This is a genomic window from Mycolicibacterium doricum (genome assembly GCF_010728155.1).
Taxonomy (GTDB): domain Bacteria; phylum Actinomycetota; class Actinomycetes; order Mycobacteriales; family Mycobacteriaceae; genus Mycobacterium; species Mycobacterium doricum.
On record NZ_AP022605.1, the window covers coordinates 3329185 to 3354599 of the forward strand.

Here is a 25415-nt window from a genome sequence, read left to right on the forward strand (position 1 = left end):
CGGACGGTCGCTAGCAGATTAGCTCACGGCTCGCGGCGCCGACGACCACCGCCGGTGGGGTTGGCCTGCAGCCGCGCGAGCAATTCGGCGACGGACTGACCGCCGGTGTCCTCGAGGCTGCGCCGACGCCGGGCGTGCGCCTCGTCGGCAGTCTCCTGTGGACCTTGCACAGGCCCGGACCTCGGCACCGCGGACTCGGCCTCGCCGCCGTCGCCCGGCGGGGAGTGCCTGCCGCGGCGCGGTTCGGGCGGCGGCGGGGTCGGGGGTTCCTGCGCGCGCCGTCGTCCGACGTACTCCGGCGGCGGCTCCTGGGCGTGCGCGGGCCGCTCCCACGCGACGGGGGGCTCCGACAGCCGCGAGATTCCTGGATTGGTGTCGGGGTCGGGGTCGGGCTGTAAGAGCGGCTCACCTGTCGGCTCGCGACGCGGCGGCGGGCTCGGCGCGGCGGCGGGAGCCGCCCACGCCGGCGCCTCCCCTGGCAGGGACGCTTCTTCCGCACGGCGCCGCCGAGGGCGCGGCTCTTCTTGGGTCTGGGGTTTCGCTTCCGAGGGGCGGCGGTGGGCACCGCCGAACCCTGGGGGCGGTGACGCCACATCTGGTTCGGGCGGATGCGGTTCGGCGGGCACGTCGATGATGGGGCTTTCCTCGGTGCGCGACTCGCTCTGCCCGACGTCGGCGTTGCGGAGCATCTCGTCGAGCCTGCTGCTGCTCACACGACCGGTGGTCTCGGTGTCCGGCGCCCAATCGCGGTAGGCGCGCACGGTGGTGCGGTCGTGCTCGATCGCCGGTCGATGCGCCAGGTCGGTGTCGAACAGAATCTCCAGATTGGTTCGCAACGCGGCGAGTTCGGCCCGCAGGGCGGCCACCTCGTCAGCGGCCTGCGCCTGCAGTTCGCTGGCCAGTTCTCGGCGCAGCTGTGTCTCCACCGTCAGCTCGTACTCGCGGCGCGCCGAGATTTCGCGGTCCAGTTGGAGGTCGTAGACCAGTTTGAGATCGCGCGCCTTGGCTTGGTCCTGATCGCTTTGCCGGCGATAGATCACCGAGACGAACGCCGCGGCCACCGCCGCCCACAAAGCCAGGATGACAGCGAGTTTCAGCAACTCCACCCGGTTGGTGAACACCAGCGCAGAACTTGCCGCGATCGCCAGCACCAGCAACACTGTCAGCAGCATCCAGCCCGGCCTGCGATTGCCGCGCCGGGCGCGCGGTCCGCGGGGCAGGACAGTCATGGGCCGACTGTACCGCCACAGGTCACCGAGCGTGTCGACCCGCGCGGCGATTCCACTGCCCACCTCGGGGAGCTGTTCAGGCCGCCGGTGTGTCGGGGTCCTCGGGCCGCTCGGGCGGCGACTTGCAGCAATTCTGCAGCCAGAGACCGGCGGTCGTCAGCGCCAGTGCGCTGACCGCCGCGATCACCACACCCGGCGTGTCCGCACCGGCCGCCCGCAGTGCGCCGCGCTGCGGCAAGATCTGCACCAGGACCCCCGCCCACCAGCCGAGAACCGGGGCGCCGACCCATGCCGACGCCTTCGCGATCACGACGGAGCGGGCCACCGCCAGCGGATGCAGGCGGCCGGGACCGTCGCCGATCTCACCGTCGCGGATTTTGTTGCGCACGTTGACCCCCCACGCCGCAATCGCGACGGCGACGCCGAGCAGCGGTAAGCCGGTGAACACGGTGATAGGCGGGAACAGCCTCGGATAGGCCAGCAGCGCGGCGAAGTACCCGCCGATGCCCGCGATGAGAACCGCGGCCGCAAGGTCGCGTTTACGGGTCGGGCCCATCAGTCGGCCACGATCTCCGTGCGCAGTGCCAGGTCGGTCAGCCGCACGCCCGCAGGCTCGGCGGGGTCGAGTTCCTCGAGCCACCGTGCGACAGGCCGCGTCGTGTCCGCCACCGTCAACGTCGCATCGGGTTCGGCCGCCAGCCACGGCATCAGGACGAACGCCCGCAGATGCGCGTACGGATGCGGCAGCGTCAGTTGCGCGGCGCCGGAACGCATTTCGATGCCCCCGTCGTGGCAGGTGATGATGTCGACGTCGAGCGTGCGCGGCCCCCACGGCTGCCCGCGGACCCGGGCGGCCGCCTGCTCGAGCTGCTGTGCCCGGCGCAGCCAACCATGGCAGTCCCGGTCGGGATCGTCGGCGATCAGCACCGCGTTGAGGAACGCCCCCTGTTCGACACCGCCCCACGCCTCGGTCTCGTAAATCGGTGACACCGAGCGTACCGCCGACCCGAGACCGTCGACGACCGACTGCAGCCGCGCCAGGCGATCACCGACGTTCGACCCGATGGACAGCACGACCCTGCTCACGTGCGCTCCTCACGTCCGCGCGTCCGGTGCGCCACCACTGCGACGTCGGCGAAGTTCAGCGGAATCGGCGCTTGCGGTTTGTGCACCACCACCTCGACGGCCTCGACGCGTGGATCCTTCATGACGTCCTCGGCGATCTCCGCCGCGACCGTCTCGATGAGATCGCGCGGCGGGCCCGAGATGATGTCGTACGCGCGCTGCGCGAGCGCGCCGTAGTCCACGGTGTCGTCCAGGTCGTCGCTGGACGCCGCGGCCTTCAGGTCGAGCCACACGGTCAGGTCGATCACGAAGTCCTGACCGTCACGGCGCTCGTGGTCCAAGACGCCGTGGTTGCCGCGTACGGCCAGCCCGCGCAGCTCGATCCGGTCAGTCACTGCCCACCTCCCTCCCAGGCCCCCACCACTTTCACGGCGTCGACCGAGGCACGCACGTCGTGCACCCGTACACCCCACGCCCCGTGTAGTGCGGCCAGCGCGGAGATCACCGCGGTGGCCGTCTCCCGACCGTCGGGGGGACGCACCGCGCCGTAGGCGTCGGCGAGCAGCGCACCGAGGAACCGTTTGCGTGACGCTCCGACCAGTACCGGGATATCCGTCGCCACGAGCTCGGGCAGCGCGTGCAGCAGCGCCCAGTTGTGTTGTCCGGTCTTGGCGAATCCTAGGCCCGGGTCGATGATCAGGTTCATCGGATCCACGCCTGCGGTGACCGCGGCGTCCGCACTGGCCAGCAGTTCCGCGCGCACCTCGCCCACCACGTCCCCGTACACCGGCACCTGGTGTGGGCGCTCGGTGGCGACCGACCGCCAGTGCATCAGGATCCACGGCACCCGGGCGTCCGCGACCACCCGAGCCATGTCCGGATCGGCCCGGCCGCCGGACACGTCGTTGACGATCGCGGCGCCGTGGTCGAGGGCGGCACTCGCGACGCGGGCGCGCATCGTATCGATGCTCACGGTGATCCCCGCCGCGGCGAGCGCTTCGACCACCGGGATGATCCGGGCGGCTTCGACATCCGGGGCGACCCGGGTGGCGCCCGGCCGGGTCGACTCGCCGCCGACGTCGATGATCGCCGCGCCCTCGGCGGCCAGCGCCATCCCGTGTGCGACGGCGTGGCCGGGATCGAGGAACCGGCCGCCGTCGGAGAAGGAGTCGTCGGTGACATTGACGACCCCCACCACCTGCACCGCGTTGGCGCTCACTTGCGCAAGATCAGATCCAGCGCCTCGGCCCGCGAAGCTTTGTCGGTCTTGAACTGGCCGCGGACCGCGGAGGTGGTGGTGGTGGCGCCGGGCTTGCGTACACCGCGCATGGCCATACAGAGGTGTTCGGCTTCCATGACGACGATCACTCCGCGAGGGTCGAGTTTGCGCATCAGCGCGTCGGCGACCTGGCCGGTCAGCCGCTCTTGGACCTGCGGCCGCTTCGCGTACAGGTCGACAACCCGCGCGAGTTTCGACAACCCCGTCACCCGGCCGTCGACGCCCGGGATGTATCCGACGTGCGCCACCCCGTGGAACGCCACGAGGTGGTGCTCGCATGTTGAGTACATCGGGATGTCCTTGACCAGCACCATCTCGTCGTGCTGCTCGTCGAAGGTGGTGTTGAGGACGTCATCGGGATCGGTGTAGAGGCCCGCAAACATCTCCCGGTACGCCCGCGCGACCCGAGCCGGGGTGTCCACCAGCCCCGGGCGGTCCGGATCCTCCCCGACCGAGATCAGCAGTTCGCGCACCGCGGCTTCGGCGCGCGGTTGGTCGAACTCGGCGATCTTGACCGTCGCCGAACCGTACGCCCGCGTCATCGATGCCTCCCGTGTGAACTCCCGTGTGAACTCCCGTGTGAAGTTGTCAGTTCTGCGCAGGCGGGTGCTGACGGTCACCTGGACGGTCGCCGTCGCCTCCCCGCTCCTGTTGCGGATCGCCGGGCGCATTGCCACCCTGCGGTCCGTGTCCGGGATGGGGGTAGTGCTGGTACGGCGGATAGGGCTGCTGCCGCCGCGGGTCGCCCCAACCCGGGTTCGGCGGCGGAGGCGGAGGCGGCGGATACCAGTAGCCACCTTGCTGCCCCGGCGGCTGCTGCGACGGCGGCCAACCGGGCGCGTGCCAGCCGGCGGGGGCACCGTAGTCGGGCTGCGTCACACCATTGGGCGCCCCGTTCGGGGACCCGTTGGTGCCGTTGGAGCCATTCTTTCGGGCGGCTTCTTCGGCGGCCTTGCTGGCTGCGGCGATCGCCGCTTTGAAAGCGGGTTCCGGCTTGGGCTGCGGCCACTCCTCGCCGCGCTCGATCGCCAGCTCGCCAGGGGTTTTGATCGGCGGCTTGTCCGACGGCACCCGGCCACCGAAGTCGTCGAACATGGTCAGACGCGGGCGTTTCTTCACCTCACCGAAGATGGCCTCGAGTTCGGCGCGGTGCAGCGTCTCCTTCTCCAAAAGCTCACCGGCGAGCGTGTCGAGGACGTCGCGGTACTCGGTGAGGATCTCCCACGCCTCGGTGTGGGCGGCCTCGATGAGCTTGCGGACCTCGTCGTCGATGATCTGCGCGACCTCGTGGCTGTAGTCCGGCGACGTGCCCATCGTGCGGCCGAGGAACGGGTCGCCGTGTTCGGTGCCGTACCGCACCGCGCCCAACTTGGAGCTCATCCCGTACTCGGTCACCATCGCCCTGGCGATCTTGGTGGCCTGCTGGATGTCGGACACCGCGCCGGTGGTGGGCTCGCGGAACACCAGTTCCTCCGCGGCACGGCCACCCATGGCGAACACCAGCCGGGAGATCATCTCCGAGCGGGTCATCAGGCCTTTGTCGTCCTCGGGGACGGCGACCGCGTGGCCACCGGTGCGGCCGCGGGCCAGGATCGTCACCTTGTAGATGGGCTCGATGTCGGGCATCGCCCAGGCGGCCAGGGTGTGGCCGCCCTCGTGGTAGGCGGTGATCTTCTTCTCGTGCTCACTGATGATGCGGCTCTTGCGGCGGGGCCCGCCGACCACTCGGTCGACGGCCTCCTCGAGCGCGAGACCGGTGATGACCGTGCCGTTCTCGCGCGCGGTCAGCAACGCGGCCTCGTTGATGACGTTGGCGAGATCGGCACCGGACATCCCCACGGTGCGCTTGGCCAGCCCTTCGAGGTCGGCATCGGGCGCCATCGGCTTGCCTTGCGAGTGGACCTTCAACACGGCGCGGCGTCCAGCGAGGTCTGGGCTGGTGACCGGGATCTGCCGGTCGAACCGGCCAGGCCGCAGTAGGGCGGGATCGAGGATGTCGGGGCGGTTGGTCGCTGCGATCAGGATGACGCCCTGGCGGTCGCCGAAGCCGTCCATCTCGACGAGCAGCTGGTTGAGGGTCTGCTCGCGCTCGTCGTGTCCGCCACCCATACCGGCGCCACGCTGCCGGCCGACCGCGTCGATCTCGTCGACGAAGATGATGGAGGGACTGTTCTGTTTGGCCTGCTCGAACATGTCGCGCACGCGGGAGGCGCCGACACCGACGAACATCTCGACGAAATCGGAGCCGGAGATGGTGAAGAACGGCACGCCGGCCTCGCCGGCAACGGCGCGGGCCAGCAGTGTCTTACCGGTGCCGGGCGGACCGTAGAGCAGTACGCCCTTGGGGATCTTGGCGCCCAGCGCCTGGTATCGACTCGGGTTCTGCAGGAAATCCTTGATCTCGTAGAGCTCTTCGACGGCCTCGTCGGCACCCGCGACGTCAGCGAACGTGGTCTTGGGCATGTCCTTGGAGAGCTGCTTGGCCTTCGACTTGCCGAAGCCGAAGCCCATCCGGCCGCCGGTCTGCATCCGTGAGAAGAAGACGAACAACGCGACCAGCAACAGCAGCGGAAGCATGTAGACGAGGAGTGACCCCAGCACGCTGCCCTGGTTGACGACCGTGTTGATCTTGGCGTTCTTGTCCTGCAGGGATTCGAACAGCGTGACCCCGTACCCCGTCGGGTACTTCGTGAGGATCTTGTCGCTGTCCTGGGTGTCGCCGTTACCGCTCTTCAGGTCCAGCCGCAGCTGCTGTTCTCGGTCGTCGATTTGGGCGCTCTCGACGTTGTCGCTGTCGATTTGCGCGATCGCCACCGAGGTGTCGACGGGCTTGTATCCACGGGTGTCGTCACTGAAATAAAAGAACGACCAACCCAGCAACAGCACGACCGCGATCACGATCAGCGTGCGGATCACATTTTTTCGGTTCATCTTCTCCTAGGCCCGCGATGGTGTCTGCCGGCCACGTCCTTCCGATACGTGCAGCTGGGATAGTTCAGGCTACCGCTAGACCAACGTCTGGTTGTTCCCGACGGCTTGCCGGAGGGAACCGTGGATGAAGTCCGACGGCTTGCCGGAGGGAACCGTGGATGAAGTCCGACGGCTTGCCGGAGGGAACCGTGGATGAAGTCCGACGGCTTGCCGGAGGGAACCGTGGATGAAGTCCGACGGCTTGCCGGAGGGAACTGGCGTACTCCTGCGCGACCAGCGGTGTCGTCGACGCCGACCTCGGCCGCAACCCGCGTCAGTCCCTGCAGCGCGGCCGCGGATTCCATCCACATCGTGCTCGCCTATGATCCGCGGAGGTTCGTGAGCACGTTGACGGCCATCGCCGAAGGCGCGATCGACGGTCTCGACGGCGTGGGCCACGCCTCCACCTCGCTGTCGCGGCCCGACAGAGATGCAAAACGTGGTGGCCGCCGACGGTAGGGTGCCTCGCATGCCGATCTCTGCGCGCGCGAAGACCCGGTTACTCACCTTCGTCGCCGCGGCCGTGGCGATGGGCGGTGTGGCCGGGTGTGACGCCACCTCGGGTCCGGCGGCAACCGGATCCGCGGACACCCGACAGGTCACGGTCGTCGGATCCGGCGAGGTGAAGGGCATCCCGGACACGCTGACCGCCGGCGTCGCGATGGAGGCGATCGCTCCCGACGTCACCGGGGCGATGAACCAGTCCGGTGAACGCCAGCAGGCCGTGATCGATGCGCTGGTCGACGCGGGTATCTCCCGCGAGGACGTCAGCACCACACAGGTCAGCCTGCAACCGCAGTTCGGCGCCGAGGGCACCGAGATCATCGGCTACCGCGCGAGCAACTCGATCGACGTCAAGATCCGCGACCTCAGTACGGCGTCGCAGGCACTGGCGCTGATCGCGAGCATCGGCGGTGACGCGACCCGCGTCAATTCGGTCAACTATTCGATCGAGGACGATTCGCAGTTGATCCAGGACGCCCGGGCCCGCGCGTTCGAAGACGCCAAGAACCGCGCCGAGCAGTACGCCCAGCTGTCCGGCTCCGACCTCGGCAACGTCGTGTCCATCTCGGAGTCACCCGGTTCGACACCGCCGAACCCCATGCCGCGCGGCGAGGCGGCCATGGCGGTGCCGCTCGAGCCGGGACGGCAGACCGTCGGGTTCAGCGTGACGGTGATCTGGGAGCTCGACTGACCCGCGACCAACCCGGCCTCGTCCGATCAGTCACCGCTGTAGACCTTCGGTTCGAGGGTGCCGATGTAGGGCAGGTCGCGGTAGCGCTCGGCGTAGTCCAGGCCGTACCCCACGACGAACTCGTTGGGGATGTCGAAGCCGACGTACTCGATCGCGACGGCGGCGCGCACGGCATCGGGTTTGCGCAGCAACGTGCACACCCGCAGCGACCGCGGCTGACGGGTGGCCAGGTTGCGCAGCAACCACGACAGCGTCAAACCAGAATCGACGATGTCCTCCACGATCAACACGTCGCGGTCGTTGATGTCTCGGTCGAGGTCCTTGAGGATGCGCACCACACCCGACGACGAGGTCGACGAACCGTACGAGCTGACGGCCATGAATTCGAGCTGGGTGGGCAGCGGGATCAAGCGGGCCAGGTCGGTGACAAACATGACGGCGCCCTTGAGCACCGTGACCAGCAGCAGATCCTGACCGCTCTCGCCGATGGCGGTGCGGTAGGTCTCCGCGATCTGCGCGGCCAATTCCGCCGTGCGGGATTGGATCTGTTCCTCCGAAAGCAGCACTGACTTGATGTCGCCCTCGTACAGCTCAGGTCTATGCGCAGGCACGCCCACAGCGTGCCATGCCGTCACCGCCGGAACCAACGCGGCTGATCTTAGATCGGCTCACGATGCAGGGTGAGCATCCCGTTGCGACGCGCGGCGATCAGGCGCTGACGCACCGAGTTGGAGGGGACCGCCACTGGGCCCTGTCCCCGCCATGCGCTCACGAGTGCGTCGACGCCCTGGATCTGGGGGTCGGACAACCCTCGGGCGCCCCCGGCCAGCAGCCAGCTTCGGATCACCCGGCGTCGGATGGCGGCAGGCAGTTTCGCCAGCCGCGCAGCGTCGAGTCCAGCGCCGCACGCCACGTCGGCCAACGCGAGGTCGGCCTGCGTGTCGAGGGTGTCGTTGTCCTCCTGCAGCGCCGCGGCGGTGCGGGCGAGCGCCTCGGCCACTCCTCCGGAGAGGACGTCCTCGAGCAGCGGCAGCACCTCGGCGCGCAGCCGGCTGCGGGTGTACCGGGGGTCTCGGTTGTGCGGATCGGCCCACGGTCGCAAGCCGAGGTCGGCGCAGGCGGCGACGGTCACGGCACGCCGCACCCCCAGCAGGGGGCGGTACCAGGGCGGGTCGCACACCCGCATACCCGCGATGGAACGCGGACCCGAGCCGCGACCCAACCCGAGGAGCACCGTCTCCGCCTGGTCGTCGAGAGTGTGGCCGAGTAGCACCGGAGCGTCCCCGTGCGCGGCACGCAGCGCGTCGTACCGGGCCGTCCGCGCGGCGGCTTCCGGCCCTCCCGAGGTGCCGACGCTCACGCGCAGCACCCGCGCGTCAGCGCAGCCGAGCCGCAGCGCCTCGCCCCGCGCGGCGTCGGTGACGGCGGCCGAATCCGGCTGCAGCCCGTGGTCGACGATCAGCGCGGTGGTGGGCAGGAGGTCGGCGGCCACCGCGGTGAGCGCCAGCGAATCTGGTCCGCCGGACAGCGCCACACACCAGCGCTGCGCGCCGGCCAGGTGCTTGCGGGCGAACCGGGCCACCTCGGCGCGCAGCCCGGCTACAGCACGCGGTCGATCCATCGCTGCGGCTCGTCGACTTCTGTTGGCAGCGGGAGGGTTTCAATCCCGGACCAGATGGTGTTGAACCGTTCCATCCCGACCTCCGCCACGACATGGTCGACGAAGGCCTTACCGCGGGTGTACTGGCTGATCTTCGCATCGACGCCGAGCAGCGCGCGCAGGATGCGTTGCACCGGCGGCTGTCTGCGCTGCCGCCGCTGGTTGAAGCGGGCGCGGATGGTGGTGACCGACGGCACGACGGCCGGGCCGACCGCGTCCATCACGTGGTCGGCGTGTCCTTCGAGCAGGGTGCCGAGCACCAATAGCTGGTCGAGCGCGCGCCGTTGCGGTTCGGCCTGCACCGCGCGCATCAAGCCGAGCACGCCGGTCGAGTCCGGGTGGGTGTGCGCGTGCCGGTTGCGCACGTATCCCGCCAGCCGCGCGGCCACCTCGGTGACGTCCTCGCCGACGTCTCTGGTCAGGACCGCGAGCGCCGCCGCCATGTGGTCGGCCAGCCACGGGTTGGCCCGGAACTGGACGCGGTGGGTCACTTCGTGCAGGCACACCCAGAGCCGGAAGTCTTCGGGAGACACCCGCAGTTGGCGTTCCACCGCGATCACGTTGGGCCACACCAGCAGCAGTTCACCACCGCCGTCGGCGAACGGGTCGTACTGGCCGAGGATGCCCGACGACACGAACGCCAGCACCGCCCCGGTCTGGGCGCCGGTGACGCGGCCGGTCAGAAAACTGCTCGGCCGGTCCGTGCCGCCGGTCATCGTCCGCATCGACTGCGACGCGGCCCGGATCCAGTCGGGACGGTCGACGATCCGCGCCTCGGTGACGGCGTTGCCCTCATTGAGCCCGGTGACCTCACGCACGGGCAGTTCGGCCCCCCGCGACGCCGTGGCGAGCTGCTCGATGGCCTGGCGGCGGGTGTAGTCGGTGGCGGGCGGACCTGGCCGCGCGAGCTTGGCGCCGACGGTGGCGGCGAACCGCCAGTCCACTGTGCGCCCGACCGTGAACTCAGCGGACGACGCGTTCACGAGCCGCACCCGCAGGCGCGCAGCGTGGCGGCCAGGGCGTCGAGCGCGGTGCGTCCGCTCGGGCCGGCGTCGTTCGACATCAGTGCGAACGTGAGCACCCGGCCGCGGGCGTCGGTGACGATGCCGGCCAGCGAGTTCGTTGCGGTCAGCGACCCGGTCTTGGCGCGCAGCCAGCCGGCGGCTTCGCGGCCCGTGGCGGTGTCGAGGTAGCGGTTGGACAGCGTCCCGCTACCCCCGGCGATCGGCAGCAGATCCACCAGCGGCCGCAGCTCGGGATGGTCTTCGCCCACGGCCGCCGTCATCACCTCATCGAGCGTAAGCGCGGTCAGCCGGTCGTCGACCGACAGCCCGCTGGAGTCGAACAGCCGCGCGCCAGTGGTGTCGATGCCGACCTCACGGAGCTGCCCGAGCACCGCCTTGGCGGCTTCCTCGAAGCTCTGCGGGCGGCCGAGCTGGGCGGCCACCTCGCGGCCGATCGCCTCGGCCACCACGTTGTCGGAGAGGTTCATCATCACACGCAGCCGTTCCATCAGCGGCGGTGACTGCACGGCCGCGATCTGCCGACCGCCGCGGTAGGGCCCTGGCAGCACCGTCACCGTCGCGGGGTCGATGCGCAGGGCGGTGGCCAACGCGCGTCCGGCGTCGGCGGCGGGGGTCGGTGAGCGCCGCGACTCCTCGCTGACCGGCTGCGTGCGGCCACCGTCGAGCATGATCGGCACCATCGGCGCGATGTCGCCGCCGGGGATGTCCAGCGCATCCCAGCCGAACGCCATCTCCGGCCCCGTGTAGGCGCTGGTGTCGACAGCGACGGCGGTGGGTTCGATCCCGCTGCGCCGCACCTGGTCGGCGAGCTCGCTGATCCGGGCGGCATCCCGGTACCAGGTGTCGGTGCCGCGGGGGGCCGCGGACAGAGTCGGATCGCCGCCACCTTGGAGCACCACCAATCCCGGGTCCCGCTTCTGGTCACCGGCCACCACCGTGGTGGTCAGCCGGGCGTCTCGGTCCAGCGTCAACAGCGCCGCCGCGGCGGTGAGCATCTTATTCGTGGAGGCCGGCTGCATCGGCACGCCGGCGCGCTGCTCCCACAGCCGGTCGCCGGTGATCGCGTCGGTGACGCGGCCGGCCAGATTGCCGAGGTTCGGATCGGCCAGGGCGGGTGCGAGCGCGGCGGCGAGACCGGCATTGGTCGGTGTCGGCGCGGATTCGGAGACCGGCACGACGGCCGGCTTCGCGGTGGCCGGCGGCGGCTGGGGTTTGGCGGCCTGTGCATCGGAATCGCTACCGATAGCGAGCACCGCGGTGACCGCGACGACGACCGTCACCAGCACCAGCACGGCCAGCGCGAGCAGCATGTGGGTCGATCGCCGCCACCCGGTGGGCCGCATAACTCTCCTGCGCTCGAAGGGGGTGACCGCCACCCCTCCTGCAGCAGCGTATCGCTCGTTTACTGTGGACCCGCGTCGTCGTCACCCGACGACCCGGTGCGTACACAGACGAAGGAGCCGACAGCGGTGAAGTTCGAGGTCGTCATCGAGATCCCCAAGGGGTCACGCAACAAATACGAGGTGGACCACGAGACCGGCCGGCTCAAGCTGGACCGCTACCTGTACACGTCGATGGCGTATCCGACCGACTACGGCTTCATCGAGAACTCGCTGGGCGAGGACGGCGACCCCCTCGACGCGTTGGTGCTGCTGCCCGAGTCCGTGTTCCCGGGTTGCATCGTCGATGCCCGCCCGGTGGCGATGTTCCAGATGACCGACGAGGCGGGCGGCGACGACAAGGTGCTGTGCGTGCCCGCGGGCGACAAGCGCTGGGACCACGTCAACGACCTCGCCGACGTCCCGGAACAGGTGCTCCAAGAGGTCAAGCACTTCTTCGTCCACTACAAGGACCTCGAACCAAGCAAGTACGTGCAGGCCGCCGACTGGACCGGCCGCGATGCCGCCGAGGCCGAGGTGCAACGGTCGTTCGAGCGGTTCAAAACCGAAGGCCACTAGTTCGACAAAGAACGCGGACGTAAATTTTCGCCGCTGTAACACGGCGTAACGCGGTCGTGGTTTGACGCTCGCACCATTGGGCCATGCTTCTGCACCAGGGCATTGGCCTCGCGGCCTACAACGCCATGCCGTTCCGCCGTGCCATCCACGCGGTGTACGAGTGCTGCTACAGCGTGCCATTGGCGGCTGATCTGGCCCGCGGCCGGCCGTACGAGAACCACGACGCGCTGTTCCGCAAGGCGGACGCGCTGCTCTTCGCACTGTCCGAGGAGTCGATCGATTCCATCCTCGAGGCGCATCCGGACATCGGCCGCCGCCCCGGTAGCGCGAAGTCGGCCGCCGAACAATGCGCGGTGTTCGACGAGCGGCCCGAAGTGATGGCGCAGTTGAGGGCGGCCTCGCGCCGCTACCTGGAGCACTTCGGCTTCGGCTTCGTGATGCTGGTCAACGACCAGGGTGCGCAGGACGTGCTGGCCGCGATGACTGACCGCCTGCACAACGACGTCGACACCGAACGCAAGGTGGTGCGCAACGAACTGGCGCGCATCAACCGCACCCGGTTGGGACGGATGCTCGGCCCCGAAGGCGGCTACCACAACTGGTGAGCTGCTCGCCTACGCTGCGCGGGTGAGCACCGCACATTCCCATTTCCTCTCGCTGCCCGATCTGGCTTCGCGCGCGGCCGGCGGCGCAGTGGTGTGGGCCAACGACGAACTGTTCGCCGAGAAGGAGAACCTGATCGTTCCGGCGCCGGCCGAACACCGGCCGGCGACCTTCGGCCACAAGGGTCAGGTTTACGACGGGTGGGAGACGCGCCGCAGCCGCGGGGCGGACCGGGAGTCCTGCGATGCGGCGATCGTGCGGCTCGGTGTGCCCGGTGTCGTGCGCGGCGTCGTCGTCGATACAGCCTGGTTCACCGGCAACTACCCACCGGAGGTGTCGGTCGAGGCCGCCTACGTTGCCGGCCATCCCTCGGCCCGTGAGCTGGTCGAGCGCCACTGGACCACCATCGTGGAACGCAGCCCGGTCGACGGCGACACCCGCAATCCGTTCGAGGTGACCTCGGGCCGCCGCTGGTCGCATGTGCGGTTGTCCATCCACCCCGACGGCGGCGTTGCCCGGCTACGTGTGCACGGTGAGGGGCTGCTGGACCCGCAGTTCGCCGAGCTGCCGCTCGACCTGGCGGCGCTGGACAACGGCGGCCGGATCACGGGCTGCTCCAACATGTTCTACAGCTCACCGAACAATCTGCTGCTGCCGGGCACGGCGCGCACCATGGGCGACGGATGGGAGACATCGCGGCGCCGCGACGCCGGAAACGACTGGGTGCAGGTGCGATTGGCGGCGCAGGGGGTGTTGGGTTTCGCCGAACTCGACACGTCCTACTTCATCGGTAACGCGCCCGAGTCCGCGCGGCTGCGGGGATGTGACGCCGAGGGCCGATGGTTCGAACTGCTGGACGAGGTGGCGTTGCAGCCAGATACGCGCCACCGGTTCCTCATCGAGTCCGAGCGGCCGGTGACCGAGGCGCGGCTCGACGTCTTCCCGGACGGCGGCATGGCGCGGCTGCGGTTGTTCGGGCGGCTCACCGACGACGGGCTCCGCGCCGCGTCGGAGCGGTGGAGTCTGTCCGGCTGACATGTTTCATCGTCATCCTCGTTTTCATCGTCATCCTCGTTTTCATCATCATCCTCGTTGCAATACTTGCGCTGATCCGTCTCTACCTGGGCAAGCGGCTGGTCAAGGACACCACCCGGGCGGGGGTGTCCGGCGGATCCTCACCGCCGTCCTGCTCGATCTGTTCGCGCTGCTGTTCGCGACGCTGGTCGTACCCGGGGTGCTGGGAGTGCGGGAGTCGGAGTGGTTCACCTGGCCGGGTTACCTCTGGTTCGGGCTGGCCGGCTACCTGTTCTTGTCGCTCCTGGTGGTCGAGCCGGTGCGGCTGCCCATTCGTGGCTGGACGACACGTACCGCACCGCCCGCCGAGGAGTCGACCGAGCCGCCGGTGGACGCCGGGCTCAACCAGCGGATATTCCCCGCGAGAGCCGGCGCCGTCGCCGCGGGCGCGGCCTCGGTGCGCCTGTCGGCGTGGGGGTAGCCACCGCGCTCGGTCCCCCGCGGGGGTGGACCTGCAGCTGTCCGGGCACACCCCCGGAGGGCAGATGTGGCCGTTCCACTATGCGGTCAGTGCCGTGCAACCGGCCCTTGCGGGGCTGTCGACGGTGAACGGCCCCAGTTGTATGTGAGTCGGGGCGTGGGCTTTGGGGTCTTCCGGTGCGAATCGGTGCGCCACCGGACGTCGCTGTGCTGTCGCTGAGTCCCTACGCCTGACGCCGCAGGAGCAGGTGGTATGTCCGCCGCGCCCAACCCGCGGTGATCACCTGAGGGCCGACCGCGTCCCACCGAGGTCACGCTCGGCGGCGGCCGATGCGGGTCTGACGGTTGGAATCAGGGGGAGCCGAAGGACTTCTCGCCGTCGTCCTCGATCTTGTCCTGCGCCTCACCGACCGCGTCGGTGCCCTTACCCCGGGTCTTCATCAGGCTCAGGACCGTCGTGACGACGAGGGTGACGACGATGACGACCAGGCTGAGCAGAGTCGGAATCTCTGGCACCGGCACATGCTCACCGCCGTTGATGAAGGGTAGCTCGTTCTCGTGCAGGGCGTGCAGGACGAGCTTCACGCCGATGAACAGCAGGATGAACGCCAGCCCCTGCGACAGGTACACCAGCCGTTTGAGCAGACCGCCGAGCAGGAAGAACAGCTGCCGCAGACCCATGAGGGCGAACACATTGGCGGTGAACACCAGATACGGTTCCTGCGTCAGACCGAAGATGGCCGGAATCGAGTCCAGCGCGAAGATCAGGTCGGTGGTCCCCAGCGCCACGATCACCAGGAACATCGGTGTCATCAGCCGCTTGCCGTCCTGTCTGATCCACAGCTTCAGGCCGTCCCACTTGTCGGTGAGCGCCAGGTGGTTGCGGGCGAACTTGACCACCGCGTTGTCGCCATCGTCTTCGTGGCCGGTGTCGCGGGCGAGATTCCACGCGGTGTACACCAGGAACAGGCCGAAGATGTAGAACACCCAGGAGAACTGGTTGATCGCCACCGCGCCGAGCGCGATGAAGATGCCGCGGAAGATCAGGGCGAGGACGATGCCCACCATCAGCGCTTCCTGCTGATATTTCTTGGGCACGTTGAAGCTGGCCATGATGATGATGAAGATGAACAGGTTGTCGACGGACAGGCTGTACTCCGTGAGCCAGCCGGCGAAGAACTCCAGGCCGTAGTCCCCGCCGTGGTACACCCATACCCACACCCCGAACGCGATGGCCAGAGACACGTAGACCGACAGCGCGATCGACGACTCCTTCATCGAGGGTTCGTGTGGGCGCCGCGCTATGGCCACCACGTCGAACAGCAGGACCGCCACCGTGACCGCGATGGTGATGCCCCACTCCAGGGCGGAAACGTTCACTCGTGTACCTCCGGTCGTCGAATACGCCGGAGGTCTCTTCCGCCGACGCAGTACGCGTGTCGGCCCGCAGCACCGGCCGCCCAGTGATGGACGACGTAGTGACGACACCGCGGCGAAGGAATACTCCCCTCCAGCGCAGATTGTGCCCGGCCGTCACCGGCGAGGCCAATCGGGGTCCGATAAACCTGTTCGGACCGTGGATACCCGCCTTGACGGAATTGTCACCGCCCCCGCTCGCGCCGCGGGGTGCGACGGGCCGGCGGCTTAGTAGTTTGGAGTGGTGACAGCAGCGGTTCCCGGCGCAGGCCTTTCCCACCAGTACCTTCAATCCACGTTCGCCGCCGCGCCACGCACCCTCGTCGACATCCTGCACGAGACGGCCGCCCGCTATCCCGACGCGCCCGCCATCGACGACGGCACGGTCCAGTTGACCTACGCCGAGCTGATCGCCGACATCGAGGACAGCGTCGAGTGGCTGGCCGCCCGCGGGATCGGGCGCGGTGACCGCATCGGCATCCGGATGCCGTCGGGCAGCTACGCGCTCTATGTCGCGATTCTGTCCACGCTGGCCACCGGCGCCGCGTACGTCCCCGTCGACGCCGACGACCCCGACGAGCGCGCGCGCCTGGTGTTCAGCGAGGCCAACGTCGTCGCCGTCATCACCGAACAGGGGCTCGCGCGCGGCCCCGGATCCTCGCGCGGATGGCGCGCGGTCGCGCCGCTGAGCCGCGACGACGCGTGGATCATCTTCACCTCCGGATCCACCGGCGTCCCCAAGGGCGTGGCCGTCACCCACCGCAGCGCCGCCGCCTTCGTCGACGCCGAAGCCGACATGTTCCTGACCGACAATCCGCTGGGGCCCGGCGACCGGGTCCTCGCCGGGCTCTCGGTGGCTTTCGACGCGTCGTGTGAGGAGATGTGGCTGGCGTGGCGGCACGGCGCATGCCTGGTGCCCGCGCCCCGCTCGCTGGTGCGCAGCGGGATGGATCTGGGCCCGTGGCTGGTCGCCCGCGACATCACGGTGGTCTCGACGGTGCCGACCCTCGCCGCGCTGTGGCCGGCCGAGGCCCTCGAAGCGGTGCGGCTGCTGATCTTCGGCGGTGAGGCCTGCCCTCCGGAACTGGCGGAGCGTCTGGCGATCGACGGCCGGGAGGTGTGGAACACCTACGGTCCGACCGAGGCGACCGTGGTGTCATGCGCCGCACGCCTGGACGGACGCAGCCCGGTGAGCATTGGCCTACCGCTGCCCGGCTGGGACCTGGCGGTTGTCGACAAGGACGGTGTGCCGGTCGCCGAAGGGCAGGTCGGTGAGCTCGTCATCGGCGGTGTGGGGTTGGCCCGCTACCTCGACCCGGACAAGGACGCCGAGAAATACGCTCCGATGCCGACGTTGGGCTGGGACCGCGCCTACCGCAGCGGTGACCTGGTCCGGTTGGAATCGGAGGGTCTGTACTTCCTGGGACGGGCCGACGACCAGGTCAAGGTCGGCGGCCGGCGCATCGAGCTCGGCGAGGTGGACGCCGCGCTGGTGCACCTGCCCGGGGTGAGCGGTGGCGCCGCCGCGGTGCGGCGCACCGCCAGCGGGACACCGCTGCTCGTCGGTTACGTGGCGAGCGCGGATCCGTCGTTCGACCTCGCCGCGGCCCGCGCCGCACTCGCCGATGCGCTGCCCGCCGCGATGGTCCCCCGGCTCGTCGTGGTCGACGAACTGCCGACCCGAACCTCGGGAAAGGTTGATCGCGACGCGCTGCCCTGGCCAGTCGCCGGCGTCGAGGACGAGACCCCCGCGATGAGCGGCACGAGCGGCTGGCTGGCCGACCTGTGGCGCGACGTCCTGGCCGCCGCCGTCGACGGCCCCGGGGCCGACTTCTTCGCCTGCGGCGGCGGCAGCCTGTCGGCGGCGCAACTGGTCGTGGCGCTGCGGCAGCGCTACCCGATGGTGACGGTGGCCGACCTCTACGACCACCCCCGCCTCGGCTCACTGGCCGGATACCTCGACGAACTCGCCCCGCCGCCGGATGTCGTGGCCCGTGACGTCGCGCCGACACCCCGGCTGACCCAGGCCGCGCAGGTTGTCCTCACGCTGCCGCTGGCCACGCTGACGGCCCTGCAGTGGGTGGTGTGGCTGGCGCTGCTCAACAACGTCGCCGCCGAATTCTCACTGGTGACGTGGGCGGTCCCGCTGAACTGGTGGGTGGTGCTGGCCGGTTTCCTGCTGTTCGTCTCCCCTGTCGGCCGGATGGGCATCGCGGCGGTGTTCGCACGCATGCTGCTCGGCAACCTCCAGCCGGGCACCTACCGCCGCGGCGGCGCGGTACATCTGCGGGTGTGGCTGGCCGAACGACTCGCTGCAGCCAGCGGTGCCGAGAACCTCGCCGGTGCGCCGTGGATGGTGTATTACGCCCGGGCACTTGGCAATTCGATCGGCCAAGAAGTCGACCTGCACTCCGCGCCACCGGTGACCGGTATGCTCAAGATCGGGCACCGTTCGTCGGTCGAACCCGAAGTCGACCTGTCCGGGCACTGGATCGACGGCGACCAGTTCCACGTCGGTCACGTCACCATCGGCAACGACGCGACCATCGGCGCGCGCAGCACGCTGCTGCCCGGTGCCGTCGTCGGTAAGAACGCCGACGTGGCCGCAGGATCGGCCGTCGTGGGCAAGGTCAAAAACGGCCAGTACTGGACAGGTTCGCCCGCGGCGAAGTCCGGCAAGGCCCGGCACCCGTGGCCGGGACACCGCCCGCCGCGCGCCCCATTGTGGGCCGCTGTCTACGGGGTGACGTCGCTGCTGCTGGCCGGTCTGCCGCTGCTCGCCCTCGCGTCTGGGCTGGCGGTGATCGGCTGGGGTGTTCGCGACACGGCGTCGGTCAGCGACGCGATCGTTCCCGCGCTGCTGTGGACGCCGTTCGCCACGGTGGTCGCGGTACTGCTCTACGCGGCGTCGACTGTGGCGGCGGTGCGCCTGCTGTCGCTGGGTCTGCAGGAGGGCTACCACCCGGTGCGCAGCCGGATCGGCTGGCAGGTGTGGGCCACCGAGCGGCTCCTCGACGCCGCCCGCACCTATCTGTTTCCGCTGTACGCCAGCCTGCTGACGCCGTGGTGGCTGCGGGTGCTGGGCGCGCAGGTCGGCAGCGGCACCGAGATCTCGACCGCACTGTTCACGCCGAAGTTCACCGTCGTGGAGGACGGCGCGTTTCTCGCCGACGACACCATGGTCGCGTCCTATGAGCTGGGCGGCGGCTGGATCCACGTGGCGAAGGCCACCGTCGGCAGACGCGCGTTCCTCGGCAACTCGGGCATCACGCAGCCCGGCCGCAAGGTCCCCGACGACGGTCTGGTGGCGGTGCTGTCGGCCACCCCACCCAAGGCGAAGGCCGGGTCGTCGTGGTTGGGCAGCCCTCCGGTCCGGCTGCGCCGCCAGCCCACCGCCGCCGACGCGCTACGCACCTTCCATCCCACGCCGCGGCTCAAGGCCATGCGCGGTGCGGTCGAGATGTGCCGCCTCGTCCCGGTCATCGTGACGTTCGGGATCGGCGTCGGGGTACTGCTGTCCCTGCAGGCGTTGGTTTTCCACCTCGGCTACCTGTGGGCGGCGTTCCTCGGTGGGGCGGTGCTGCTGGTCGCCGGAGCGGTGGCGGGGGCCATCGCCGTCCTGGCGAAGCGGCTGGTAATCGGCCGCATCGAGGCGATCGAGCACCCGCTGTGGTCGTCGTTCGTGTGGCGTAACGAGGTGTCCGACACGTTCGTCGAGACCGTCGCCGCACCCTGGTTCGCCCGGGCGGCCAGCGGCACACCGGTGATGAACGTCTGGCTGCGCGGTCTCGGCGCGAAGATCGGCCGCGGTGTCTGGTGCGAAACCTATTGGCTACCGGAGGCGGATCTGGTCACCCTCGGCGATGGCGCCACCGTCAACCGCGGTTGCGTCGTGCAGACCCATCTCTTCCACGACCGCATCATGCGGACGGACACCGTGGTGATCGAGGACGGGGCCACCCTTGGACCGCACTGCGTCGCGCTGCCCGCCGCCCGCGTGGGTGCGGGCGCGACGGTGGGACCGGGTTCGCTGGTGATGCGCGGTGACGAGGTTCCGGCCTCGACGCGCTGGCAGGGCAATCCGATAGCACCGTGGAATCCGTTGCGCAAGAAGCGGGTGGAGGCCTCAGCCAAGAAGAAGAAGCCGACCCGCGACCGCGAGGGTTCCGCCGCGTGACGCGTTCGAAGAAGGCGAAGAACACCCCTGCCGTCATCGACCCCTACCTGCCGGGAACCGGCAACTTCGGATACCGGGTGTCGCGATACGAACTCGACCTGGAGTACAAGGTCGCCATCAACCGACTGTCGGGCTCGGTATCGATCACCGCCGTCACGCTGGTCGCCCTGCAGACCTTCACCCTCGATCTCGCCGACACGCTGCGGGTGACGAAGGTGGCGGTCAACGGCCGCCGGCCGGCCCGATTCTCATGTCCGCGCGGCAAATTGCGGGTCGAGTTGTCCTCCGCATTGCCCCCCGGGGCGGCGCTGGTCGTGGTGGTCCGGTATGGCGGCAACCCCGAACCGATCGATACCCTGTGGGGGGACGTCGGTTTCGAGGAGCTGACGAACGGGGCACTGGTCGCGGGGCAACCCAACGGCGCTTCCTCGTGGTTCCCGTGTGACGACCACCCCAGCGCCAAGGCCAGCTACCGCATCCAGATCAGCACCGACAGCCCGTACCGCGCGGTTGCCAACGGGGAGTTGGTGTCTCGTCGCGCGCGGGCCGGCCACACCGTGTGGACCTACGAGCTGGCCGAACCCACGTCGACGTACCTGATCACCCTGCAGGTCGGGATGTACGACATCCACAAGCTGGCGAAATCGCCGGTGCCCATGCAGGCCGCCCTGCCGGCCCGCCTGCGCCGCAACTTCGATCACGACTTCGGCCGCCAACCGCAGATGATGAAACTGTTCGAGAAACTTTTCGGGCCGTATCCGCTGGCCAGCGGCTACACCGTGGTCGTGACCGACGACGACCTCGAGATACCCCTTGAGGCGCAGGGCATCTCCATCTTCGGGGCCAACCACTGCAACGGGACGCGCGGGGCCGAACAGTTGATCGTCCACGAGTTGGCCCACCAGTGGTTCGGCAATTCCGTCACCGTTCGGCGCTGGCGCGACATCTGGCTGCACGAAGGTTTCGCCTGCTACGCGGAGTGGTTGTGGTCGGAGAACTCGGGCGGCCGCAGCGCCGACGAATGGGCGCACCACTATCACGCGCGGTTGGCCGAGCTGCCGCAGGATCTGCTGCTGTCCGACCCCGGCCCGAAGGACATGTTCGACGATCGGGTGTACAAACGTGGTGCGCTGACCCTGCACGTGCTGCGCGTACGCATCGGCGACGAGAACTTCTTGGCCCTGCTGCGGGATTGGACGGCGCGTCACCGGCACAGCACCGCGTCGACCGACGACTTCACCGGTCTGGCAGCCCATTACGCCGACGAGTCACTGCGCCCGTTGTGGGACGCGTGGCTCTACGCCGAGGACCTGCCGAAGCTGTGACCGACGCCGCGCCGCCGACCGGCCCGGTCACGCGGAGCAGCGTGGCCCGGGTCGGCGTCGCGACGGCGGTCACCGCGCTGTGCGGCTACGCGGTGCTCTACCTCGCAGCGCGTGACCTCGAGCCTGAGGGCTTCTCGGTCTTCGGTGTGTTCTGGGGCGCGTTCGGGCTGGCCAGCGGCGCGGCGTTCGGGCTGCTGCAGGAGGCGACGCGGGAGGTCCGCGACGCCCGGGGCGAGCATCCGACCGACGGTCCCCACACCCATCCGGTGCGGATCGGAGCGGTGGTAGGGGTCGGCGCCGCCGCCCTCGTCGTGGCGACCGCGCCGCTGTGGGCAGGCCTGGTCTTCGTCGAGGCGCGGTGGCTTTCGGTGGCGTTGCTCGGCGCGGGGCTGGCCGGCTTCTGTGTGCACGCGACCCTGTTGGGCATGCTGGCCGGCGCCAACCGCTGGACGCAGTACGGGGCGTTGATGATGACCGACGCGGTGATCCGTGTGCTGGTGGCGGTGGCGACGTTCGCGATCGGGTGGGGTCTGGGCGGATTCCTGTGGGCGACCGTCGGCGGCGCCGTCGCCTGGCTGCTTTTGCTCCTCTGCTCGCCCGCCACGCGGGCCGCCGCGCGCCTGCGGACACCGGGCAGCACGGCGACGTACCTGCGCGGCACTGCCCACTCGATCGCCGCCGCAGGAGCCAGCGCCATCCTGGTGATGGGGTTCCCCGTGGTGCTCAAGGCGACGTCGGACGACCTGGGCGCCACCGGTGGTGTGGTGATCCTCGCCGTGACGCTGACCCGGGCGCCGCTGCTGGTGCCCCTGACGGCGATGCAGGGGAACCTCATCGCCCACTTCGTTGACCAGCGCAGCGCACCGCTGCGTGCGCTGGTCGCCCCGTCGGCGGTGGTGTTGGCTCTCGGCGCGATCGGTGTGGTCGCCGCGGGACTGCTGGGACCGTGGCTGCTGCGCGCCGGGTTTGGTGAGCAGTACCGGGCCGACGGGACGCTGCTGGCGTGGCTGACGGCCGCCGCCGTGACGATTGCGCTGCTGACGCTGACCGGCGCAGCGACGGTCGCGGCGGGCATGCACCGCACGTACGCGCTCGGGTGGGTGAGCGCCACGGTGGCGGCGGTGCTGTTGCTGCTGCTCCCGCTGGCCCTCGAGACCAGGACCGTGGTTGCGTTGCTGTGGGGTCCGCTGGTCGGGATCGTCGTGCACCTCGCCGGACTTGCGGGTCCACAGGATCGGACGCATATCCTGCGTTCTCGACGAAGGAGGGCTCCATGACGTGGCTCGTCACCGGCGGTGCCGGCTACATCGGCTCGCACGTCGCACGTGCACTGGGCGCGGCCGACCTGCCGGTGGTCGTGATCGATGACCTGTCCACCGGCCTGGAGCAGTTCGTGCCCGAGTCCATTCCGTGTGTCCGCGGCACGCTGCTCGACGCACCCCTGGTCGAACGGACCCTTCGCGAGCATGCGGTCACCGGGGTCATCCACCTGGCCGGCTTCAAGTACGCCGGCGTATCGGTCCAACGCCCCCTGCACACCTACGAGCAGAATGTGTCGGCGATGGTGACGTTGCTCAAGGCGATGGAGGCCACCGGCGTCGATGCGATCGTGTTCTCCTCCAGCGCCGCCACCTACGGCACCCCGGACGTTCACCTCGTCGACGAGACCACGCCCACCAAACCGGAGTCCCCGTACGGCGAGACCAAGCTGATCGGTGAGTGGCTGCTGCGCGACGCCGGCCGGGTGTCCGGACTGCGTCACACGAGCCTGCGGTATTTCAACGTCGTCGGCTCGGCGTCGACGTCGCTGTTCGACGTCAGCCCGCACAACCTGTTCCCGCTGGTGTTCGACATGCTCTACCGCGGCGAGACACCCCGCATCAACGGTGACGACTACCCCACCCCGGACGGCACCTGTGTACGGGACTACGTCGACGTCAGCGATGTCGCGCTCGCCCACGTCGCGGCGGCCCGTCGCCTGGAACAGCGCCAGCCGGTGGAGCCGGTGTACAACCTGGGCAGTGGGGCAGGAACCTCCGTGCGCGAGATCATGAGCGCCATCCGGACGGTCACCGGAATTGACTTCGAGCCGCAGATCATGCCGCGGCGGCCGGGCGACCCGGCGAGGATCGTGGCCAACGGCGACCTCGCCGCACGGGACCTCGACTGGAAGATGCGCCACTCGCTCGAGGACATGGTGGCCTCGGCGTGGTCAGCACGCCAGGCCGCCGGGTCCGGGTATCCGGGAGCGGGTCGGTTCTGAATCGTGTAGCCGGTGCCGCCTTCGGGCTGATCGCGGTGCACCTCGCCGTCCGGGCGGTGCTCGCGTTCGGCGGCTACTTCTACTGGGACGACCTGATCCTCATCGGCCGGGCCGGCACCCAAGGCCTGTTGTCGCCGTCCTTCCTGTTCGACGACCACGACGGGCATGTGATGCCGGCGGCGTTCCTGCTGTCCGGGATGATCACCAGGGCGGCTCCGTGGTCGTGGGTGCTGCCGGCCCTGAGCCTGGTGGTGCTGCAGTTGTTGGCGTCGCTGGCGCTGCTACGTGCACTGCACGTCATCCTGGGGTGGCGCCCGGTTCTGTTGCTGCCCCTGACATTGGCGTTGTTCACACCGCTGACAGTGCCCGGGTTCGCCTGGTGGGCGGCGGCGTTGAACTCGTTGCCGATGGTCGCGGCGCTGGCGTGGGTGTGCGCGGACGCGGTTCTGCTGGTGCGCACCGGGCGGCAGCGCTACGCGGCGACGGCATTGGCTGTGTATGTCGGCGGACTGCTGTTCTTCGAGAAGGCCGCGGTCATCCCGTTCGTCGCGTTCGCGGTGGCCTCGCTGCTGGCCTACGTCACCGGTGACCGTGCGGCGGTCGTGACGGTGTGGCGGCGTGGAATTCGGCTCTGGGCCGTGGCGCCGGCCGTGACGGCCGCGTGGGTCGGGGTGTATCTGCTCGTCGTCGACCAGAAGCGGTGGAGCTTCGATCTGGCGATGACATGGGATCTTCTGGCGCGGTCGGTCACCCATGGCATCGTGCCGGGACTGGTCGGCGGACCGTGGGATTGGCAGCGATGGGCGCCGGCGTCACCGTGGGCGACGCCGCCGGTCGCGGTGATGGTGCTGGGGTGGGTGGCGCTGGCGGTCGTCGTCGCAGTCTCGTTCGTCCGCAAGCAGCGGGTCGGAGCGGTGTGGGCGGTGGCGGTCGGGTACGCGGCGGCCTGCCAGGTGCCGATCTACCTCATGCGGTCGTCGCGGTTCACGGCGCTGGAGTTGGCGCAGACGCTGCGGTACCTCCCGGATCTGGTGGTGGTCCTGGCGCTGCTGATGGCCGTCGGGTTTTGCGCGCCGAACCGGGCAGGAGCGCGGTGGCTGGACGCGTCGTGTGGGCGCACCGCTGTGGTCGGTGTCGCCCTGGCGGCGTTCGTGGCGAGCAGCCTTTACTCGACGGTGACGTTCCACCGAATCTGGCGGGACAGTCCGGTGCCGGCATATGTCGCGAATGCGCGGGCGGGCCTGGCCGAGGTGGACGAGCCGATGCTTGACCAGGAGGTCGATCCGCTGATCCTGCAGCGGGTCGCCGGACCGGAGAATCTGGCGAGCCACATGTTCGCGTTGCTGGGCGATCGGCCGGAGTTCGCGTCGAGCACCACCGAGCTGCGGACGCTGGACCGGTCGGGGCGGGTGGTCGACGCGTTGGTGACGTGGGTGCGCGCGATCGTGCCCGGACCGGCGCCGCAGTGCGGGTATCTGGTGCAGCCGGACTTCCCGGTGCGGATGCCGCTCGACGGGCCGCTGCTGCCGGCGGACTGGACCGCCGAGATCAACTACCTGGCGAACAGCGACGGGTCGCTGTTGATGGCGTTGTCGGAGGGCCCGGAGGTGAAGGTTCCGGTACGTCCCGGGCTGAATCGGGTGTTCGTTCGGTTGCCGGGCGCCGGTGACGCTATCACCGTCAGCGCGAGCACCGCCGCGCTGTCGGTGTGCATATCGCCCGGTCCGGTCGGATTTGTGGCACCGCGCTAGTCCGG

22 protein-coding genes and 1 pseudogene are annotated in these 25415 nt (G+C 69.4%); 11 read left to right on the forward strand and 12 right to left on the reverse strand.

Translation table 11 applies throughout. The annotated features are described in order from the left end of the window. Positions 1-23: 23 nt before the first annotated feature. The 7 genes from G6N07_RS16275 to ftsH all read right to left on the reverse strand — a co-directional run bounded on the left by G6N07_RS16275 (position 24) and on the right by ftsH (position 6504). Positions 24-1229 (reverse strand): DUF6779 domain-containing protein, encoded by a 1206-nt coding sequence (locus tag G6N07_RS16275; protein WP_085188579.1) that lies wholly within the window; start codon positions 1227-1229, stop codon positions 24-26. Between the two features lie 76 nt (positions 1230-1305). Then, complete coding sequence (locus G6N07_RS16280; RefSeq protein ID WP_085188367.1) at positions 1306-1785, reverse strand: DUF3180 domain-containing protein; 480 nt, start codon at positions 1783-1785, stop codon at positions 1306-1308. Beyond that, a complete protein-coding gene (folK, locus tag G6N07_RS16285; RefSeq protein WP_085188364.1) occupies positions 1785-2315 on the reverse strand; it encodes a 2-amino-4-hydroxy-6-hydroxymethyldihydropteridine diphosphokinase in 531 nt (176 codons plus the stop codon). The genes G6N07_RS16280 and folK overlap by 1 nt, the downstream gene beginning before the upstream one ends. After that, the gene (gene folB, locus G6N07_RS16290) at positions 2312-2689 is read right to left on the reverse strand and encodes a dihydroneopterin aldolase (protein WP_085188363.1); all 378 of its coding nucleotides are present in this window, start codon (positions 2687-2689) and stop codon (positions 2312-2314) included. Before folB ends, folK begins: the two co-directional genes overlap by 4 nt. Further along, positions 2686-3513 (reverse strand): dihydropteroate synthase, encoded by an 828-nt coding sequence (gene folP, locus G6N07_RS16295; protein WP_085188361.1) that lies wholly within the window; start codon positions 3511-3513, stop codon positions 2686-2688. The genes folB and folP overlap by 4 nt, the downstream gene beginning before the upstream one ends. Then, positions 3510-4115, reverse strand: a complete 606-nt coding sequence (gene folE, locus G6N07_RS16300; protein ID WP_085188577.1) for a GTP cyclohydrolase I FolE — start codon at positions 4113-4115, stop codon at positions 3510-3512. The genes folP and folE overlap by 4 nt, the downstream gene beginning before the upstream one ends. A 46-nt stretch (positions 4116-4161) precedes the next feature. After that, on the reverse strand, positions 4162-6504 hold the full coding sequence (gene ftsH / locus G6N07_RS16305; RefSeq protein ID WP_085188359.1) for an ATP-dependent zinc metalloprotease FtsH: 2343 nt from the start codon (positions 6502-6504) through the stop codon (positions 4162-4164). Positions 6505-6696: 192 nt separating this feature from the next. Here ftsH and G6N07_RS16310 point away from each other — a divergent pair, with 192 nt between their 5' ends. Together G6N07_RS16310 and G6N07_RS16315 are read left to right on the forward strand one after the other, a co-directional pair. Then, positions 6697-7002, forward strand: coding sequence for a hypothetical protein (locus tag G6N07_RS16310; protein ID WP_133055518.1), 306 nt, complete (start codon positions 6697-6699; stop codon positions 7000-7002). A 10-nt stretch (positions 7003-7012) separates the two neighbouring features. Then, positions 7013-7738, forward strand: coding sequence for an SIMPL domain-containing protein (locus G6N07_RS16315; RefSeq protein WP_085188575.1), 726 nt, complete (start codon positions 7013-7015; stop codon positions 7736-7738). Positions 7739-7764: 26 nt separating this feature from the next. Here the strand turns inward: G6N07_RS16315 and hpt are convergent, their stop codons facing one another. The 4 genes from hpt to dacB are packed head-to-tail and all read right to left on the reverse strand — an operon-like array spanning position 7765 to position 11766. Further along, positions 7765-8349 (reverse strand): hypoxanthine phosphoribosyltransferase, encoded by a 585-nt coding sequence (hpt, locus tag G6N07_RS16320; RefSeq protein WP_179959997.1) that lies wholly within the window; start codon positions 8347-8349, stop codon positions 7765-7767. A 47-nt stretch (positions 8350-8396) separates the two neighbouring features. Further along, on the reverse strand, positions 8397-9359 hold the full coding sequence (gene tilS, locus G6N07_RS16325; RefSeq protein WP_085188353.1) for a tRNA lysidine(34) synthetase TilS: 963 nt from the start codon (positions 9357-9359) through the stop codon (positions 8397-8399). Continuing rightward, positions 9338-10381 (reverse strand): Rv3626c family coenzyme F420 biosynthesis-associated protein, encoded by a 1044-nt coding sequence (locus tag G6N07_RS16330; RefSeq protein ID WP_085188573.1) that lies wholly within the window; start codon positions 10379-10381, stop codon positions 9338-9340. The genes tilS and G6N07_RS16330 overlap by 22 nt, the downstream gene beginning before the upstream one ends. After that, a complete protein-coding gene (dacB, locus tag G6N07_RS16335; protein WP_085188351.1) occupies positions 10378-11766 on the reverse strand; it encodes a D-alanyl-D-alanine carboxypeptidase/D-alanyl-D-alanine endopeptidase in 1389 nt (462 codons plus the stop codon). Before dacB ends, G6N07_RS16330 begins: the two co-directional genes overlap by 4 nt. 126 nt (positions 11767-11892) lie before the next feature. On the opposite strand from dacB, the gene G6N07_RS16340 reads away from it, so the two are divergent. From G6N07_RS16340 to G6N07_RS21095, 4 genes and pseudogenes are all read left to right on the forward strand, one after another. After that, on the forward strand, positions 11893-12381 hold the full coding sequence (locus G6N07_RS16340) for an inorganic diphosphatase (protein ID WP_085188350.1): 489 nt from the start codon (positions 11893-11895) through the stop codon (positions 12379-12381). A gap of 83 nt (positions 12382-12464) precedes the next feature. Continuing rightward, the gene (locus G6N07_RS16345) at positions 12465-12986 is read left to right on the forward strand and encodes a 2-oxo-4-hydroxy-4-carboxy-5-ureidoimidazoline decarboxylase (protein WP_085188348.1); all 522 of its coding nucleotides are present in this window, start codon (positions 12465-12467) and stop codon (positions 12984-12986) included. Between the two features lie 22 nt (positions 12987-13008). Beyond that, the gene (gene alc, locus G6N07_RS16350) at positions 13009-14019 is read left to right on the forward strand and encodes an allantoicase (RefSeq protein WP_085188346.1); all 1011 of its coding nucleotides are present in this window, start codon (positions 13009-13011) and stop codon (positions 14017-14019) included. Positions 14020-14051: 32 nt separating this feature from the next. Beyond that, positions 14052-14712, forward strand: a pseudogene (locus tag G6N07_RS21095) (hypothetical protein). Positions 14713-14829: 117 nt separating this feature from the next. On the opposite strand, the gene G6N07_RS16360 reads toward G6N07_RS21095, so the two are convergent. Beyond that, positions 14830-15858, reverse strand: coding sequence for a TerC family protein (locus tag G6N07_RS16360; protein WP_085188344.1), 1029 nt, complete (start codon positions 15856-15858; stop codon positions 14830-14832). 277 nt (positions 15859-16135) lie between these two features. Between G6N07_RS16360 and G6N07_RS16365 the strand changes: the two genes are divergently transcribed. From G6N07_RS16365 to G6N07_RS16385, 5 genes are read left to right on the forward strand one after another with little or no spacing between them, the layout of a single operon-like run. Then, a complete protein-coding gene (locus tag G6N07_RS16365) occupies positions 16136-20071 on the forward strand; it encodes a Pls/PosA family non-ribosomal peptide synthetase (RefSeq protein ID WP_085188342.1) in 3936 nt (1311 codons plus the stop codon). Next, positions 20068-21396, forward strand: coding sequence for a M1 family metallopeptidase (locus G6N07_RS16370; RefSeq protein ID WP_085188341.1), 1329 nt, complete (start codon positions 20068-20070; stop codon positions 21394-21396). The genes G6N07_RS16365 and G6N07_RS16370 overlap by 4 nt, the downstream gene beginning before the upstream one ends. Continuing rightward, entirely contained in the window at positions 21393-22673 is a 1281-nt protein-coding gene (locus G6N07_RS16375; protein WP_085188339.1) for a lipopolysaccharide biosynthesis protein, read from the forward strand. Before G6N07_RS16370 ends, G6N07_RS16375 begins: the two co-directional genes overlap by 4 nt. Next, positions 22670-23659, forward strand: a complete 990-nt coding sequence (gene galE, locus G6N07_RS16380; RefSeq protein ID WP_085188338.1) for a UDP-glucose 4-epimerase GalE — start codon at positions 22670-22672, stop codon at positions 23657-23659. The genes G6N07_RS16375 and galE overlap by 4 nt, the downstream gene beginning before the upstream one ends. Beyond that, a complete protein-coding gene (locus G6N07_RS16385; protein ID WP_099050140.1) occupies positions 23656-25410 on the forward strand; it encodes a hypothetical protein in 1755 nt (584 codons plus the stop codon). Before galE ends, G6N07_RS16385 begins: the two co-directional genes overlap by 4 nt. The last annotated feature ends 5 nt before the right edge of the window (positions 25411-25415 follow it).

Coding starts and splice junctions, on each gene's coding strand:
- G6N07_RS16275 (WP_085188579.1), bottom strand. CDS start 1,229: ATGACTGTCCTGCCCCGCGGACCGCGCGCCCGGCGCGGCAATCGCAGG.
- G6N07_RS16315 (WP_085188575.1), top strand. CDS start 7,013: ATGCCGATCTCTGCGCGCGCGAAGACCCGGTTACTCACCTTCGTCGCC.
- G6N07_RS16310 (WP_133055518.1), top strand. CDS start 6,697: ATGAAGTCCGACGGCTTGCCGGAGGGAACCGTGGATGAAGTCCGACGG.
- tilS (WP_085188353.1), bottom strand. CDS start 9,359: ATGGATCGACCGCGTGCTGTAGCCGGGCTGCGCGCCGAGGTGGCCCGG.
- G6N07_RS16345 (WP_085188348.1), top strand. CDS start 12,465: ATGCTTCTGCACCAGGGCATTGGCCTCGCGGCCTACAACGCCATGCCG.
- dacB (WP_085188351.1), bottom strand. CDS start 11,766: ATGCGGCCCACCGGGTGGCGGCGATCGACCCACATGCTGCTCGCGCTG.
- folE (WP_085188577.1), bottom strand. CDS start 4,115: ATGACGCGGGCGTACGGTTCGGCGACGGTCAAGATCGCCGAGTTCGAC.
- G6N07_RS16280 (WP_085188367.1), bottom strand. CDS start 1,785: ATGGGCCCGACCCGTAAACGCGACCTTGCGGCCGCGGTTCTCATCGCG.
- galE (WP_085188338.1), top strand. CDS start 22,670: ATGACGTGGCTCGTCACCGGCGGTGCCGGCTACATCGGCTCGCACGTC.
- ftsH (WP_085188359.1), bottom strand. CDS start 6,504: ATGAACCGAAAAAATGTGATCCGCACGCTGATCGTGATCGCGGTCGTG.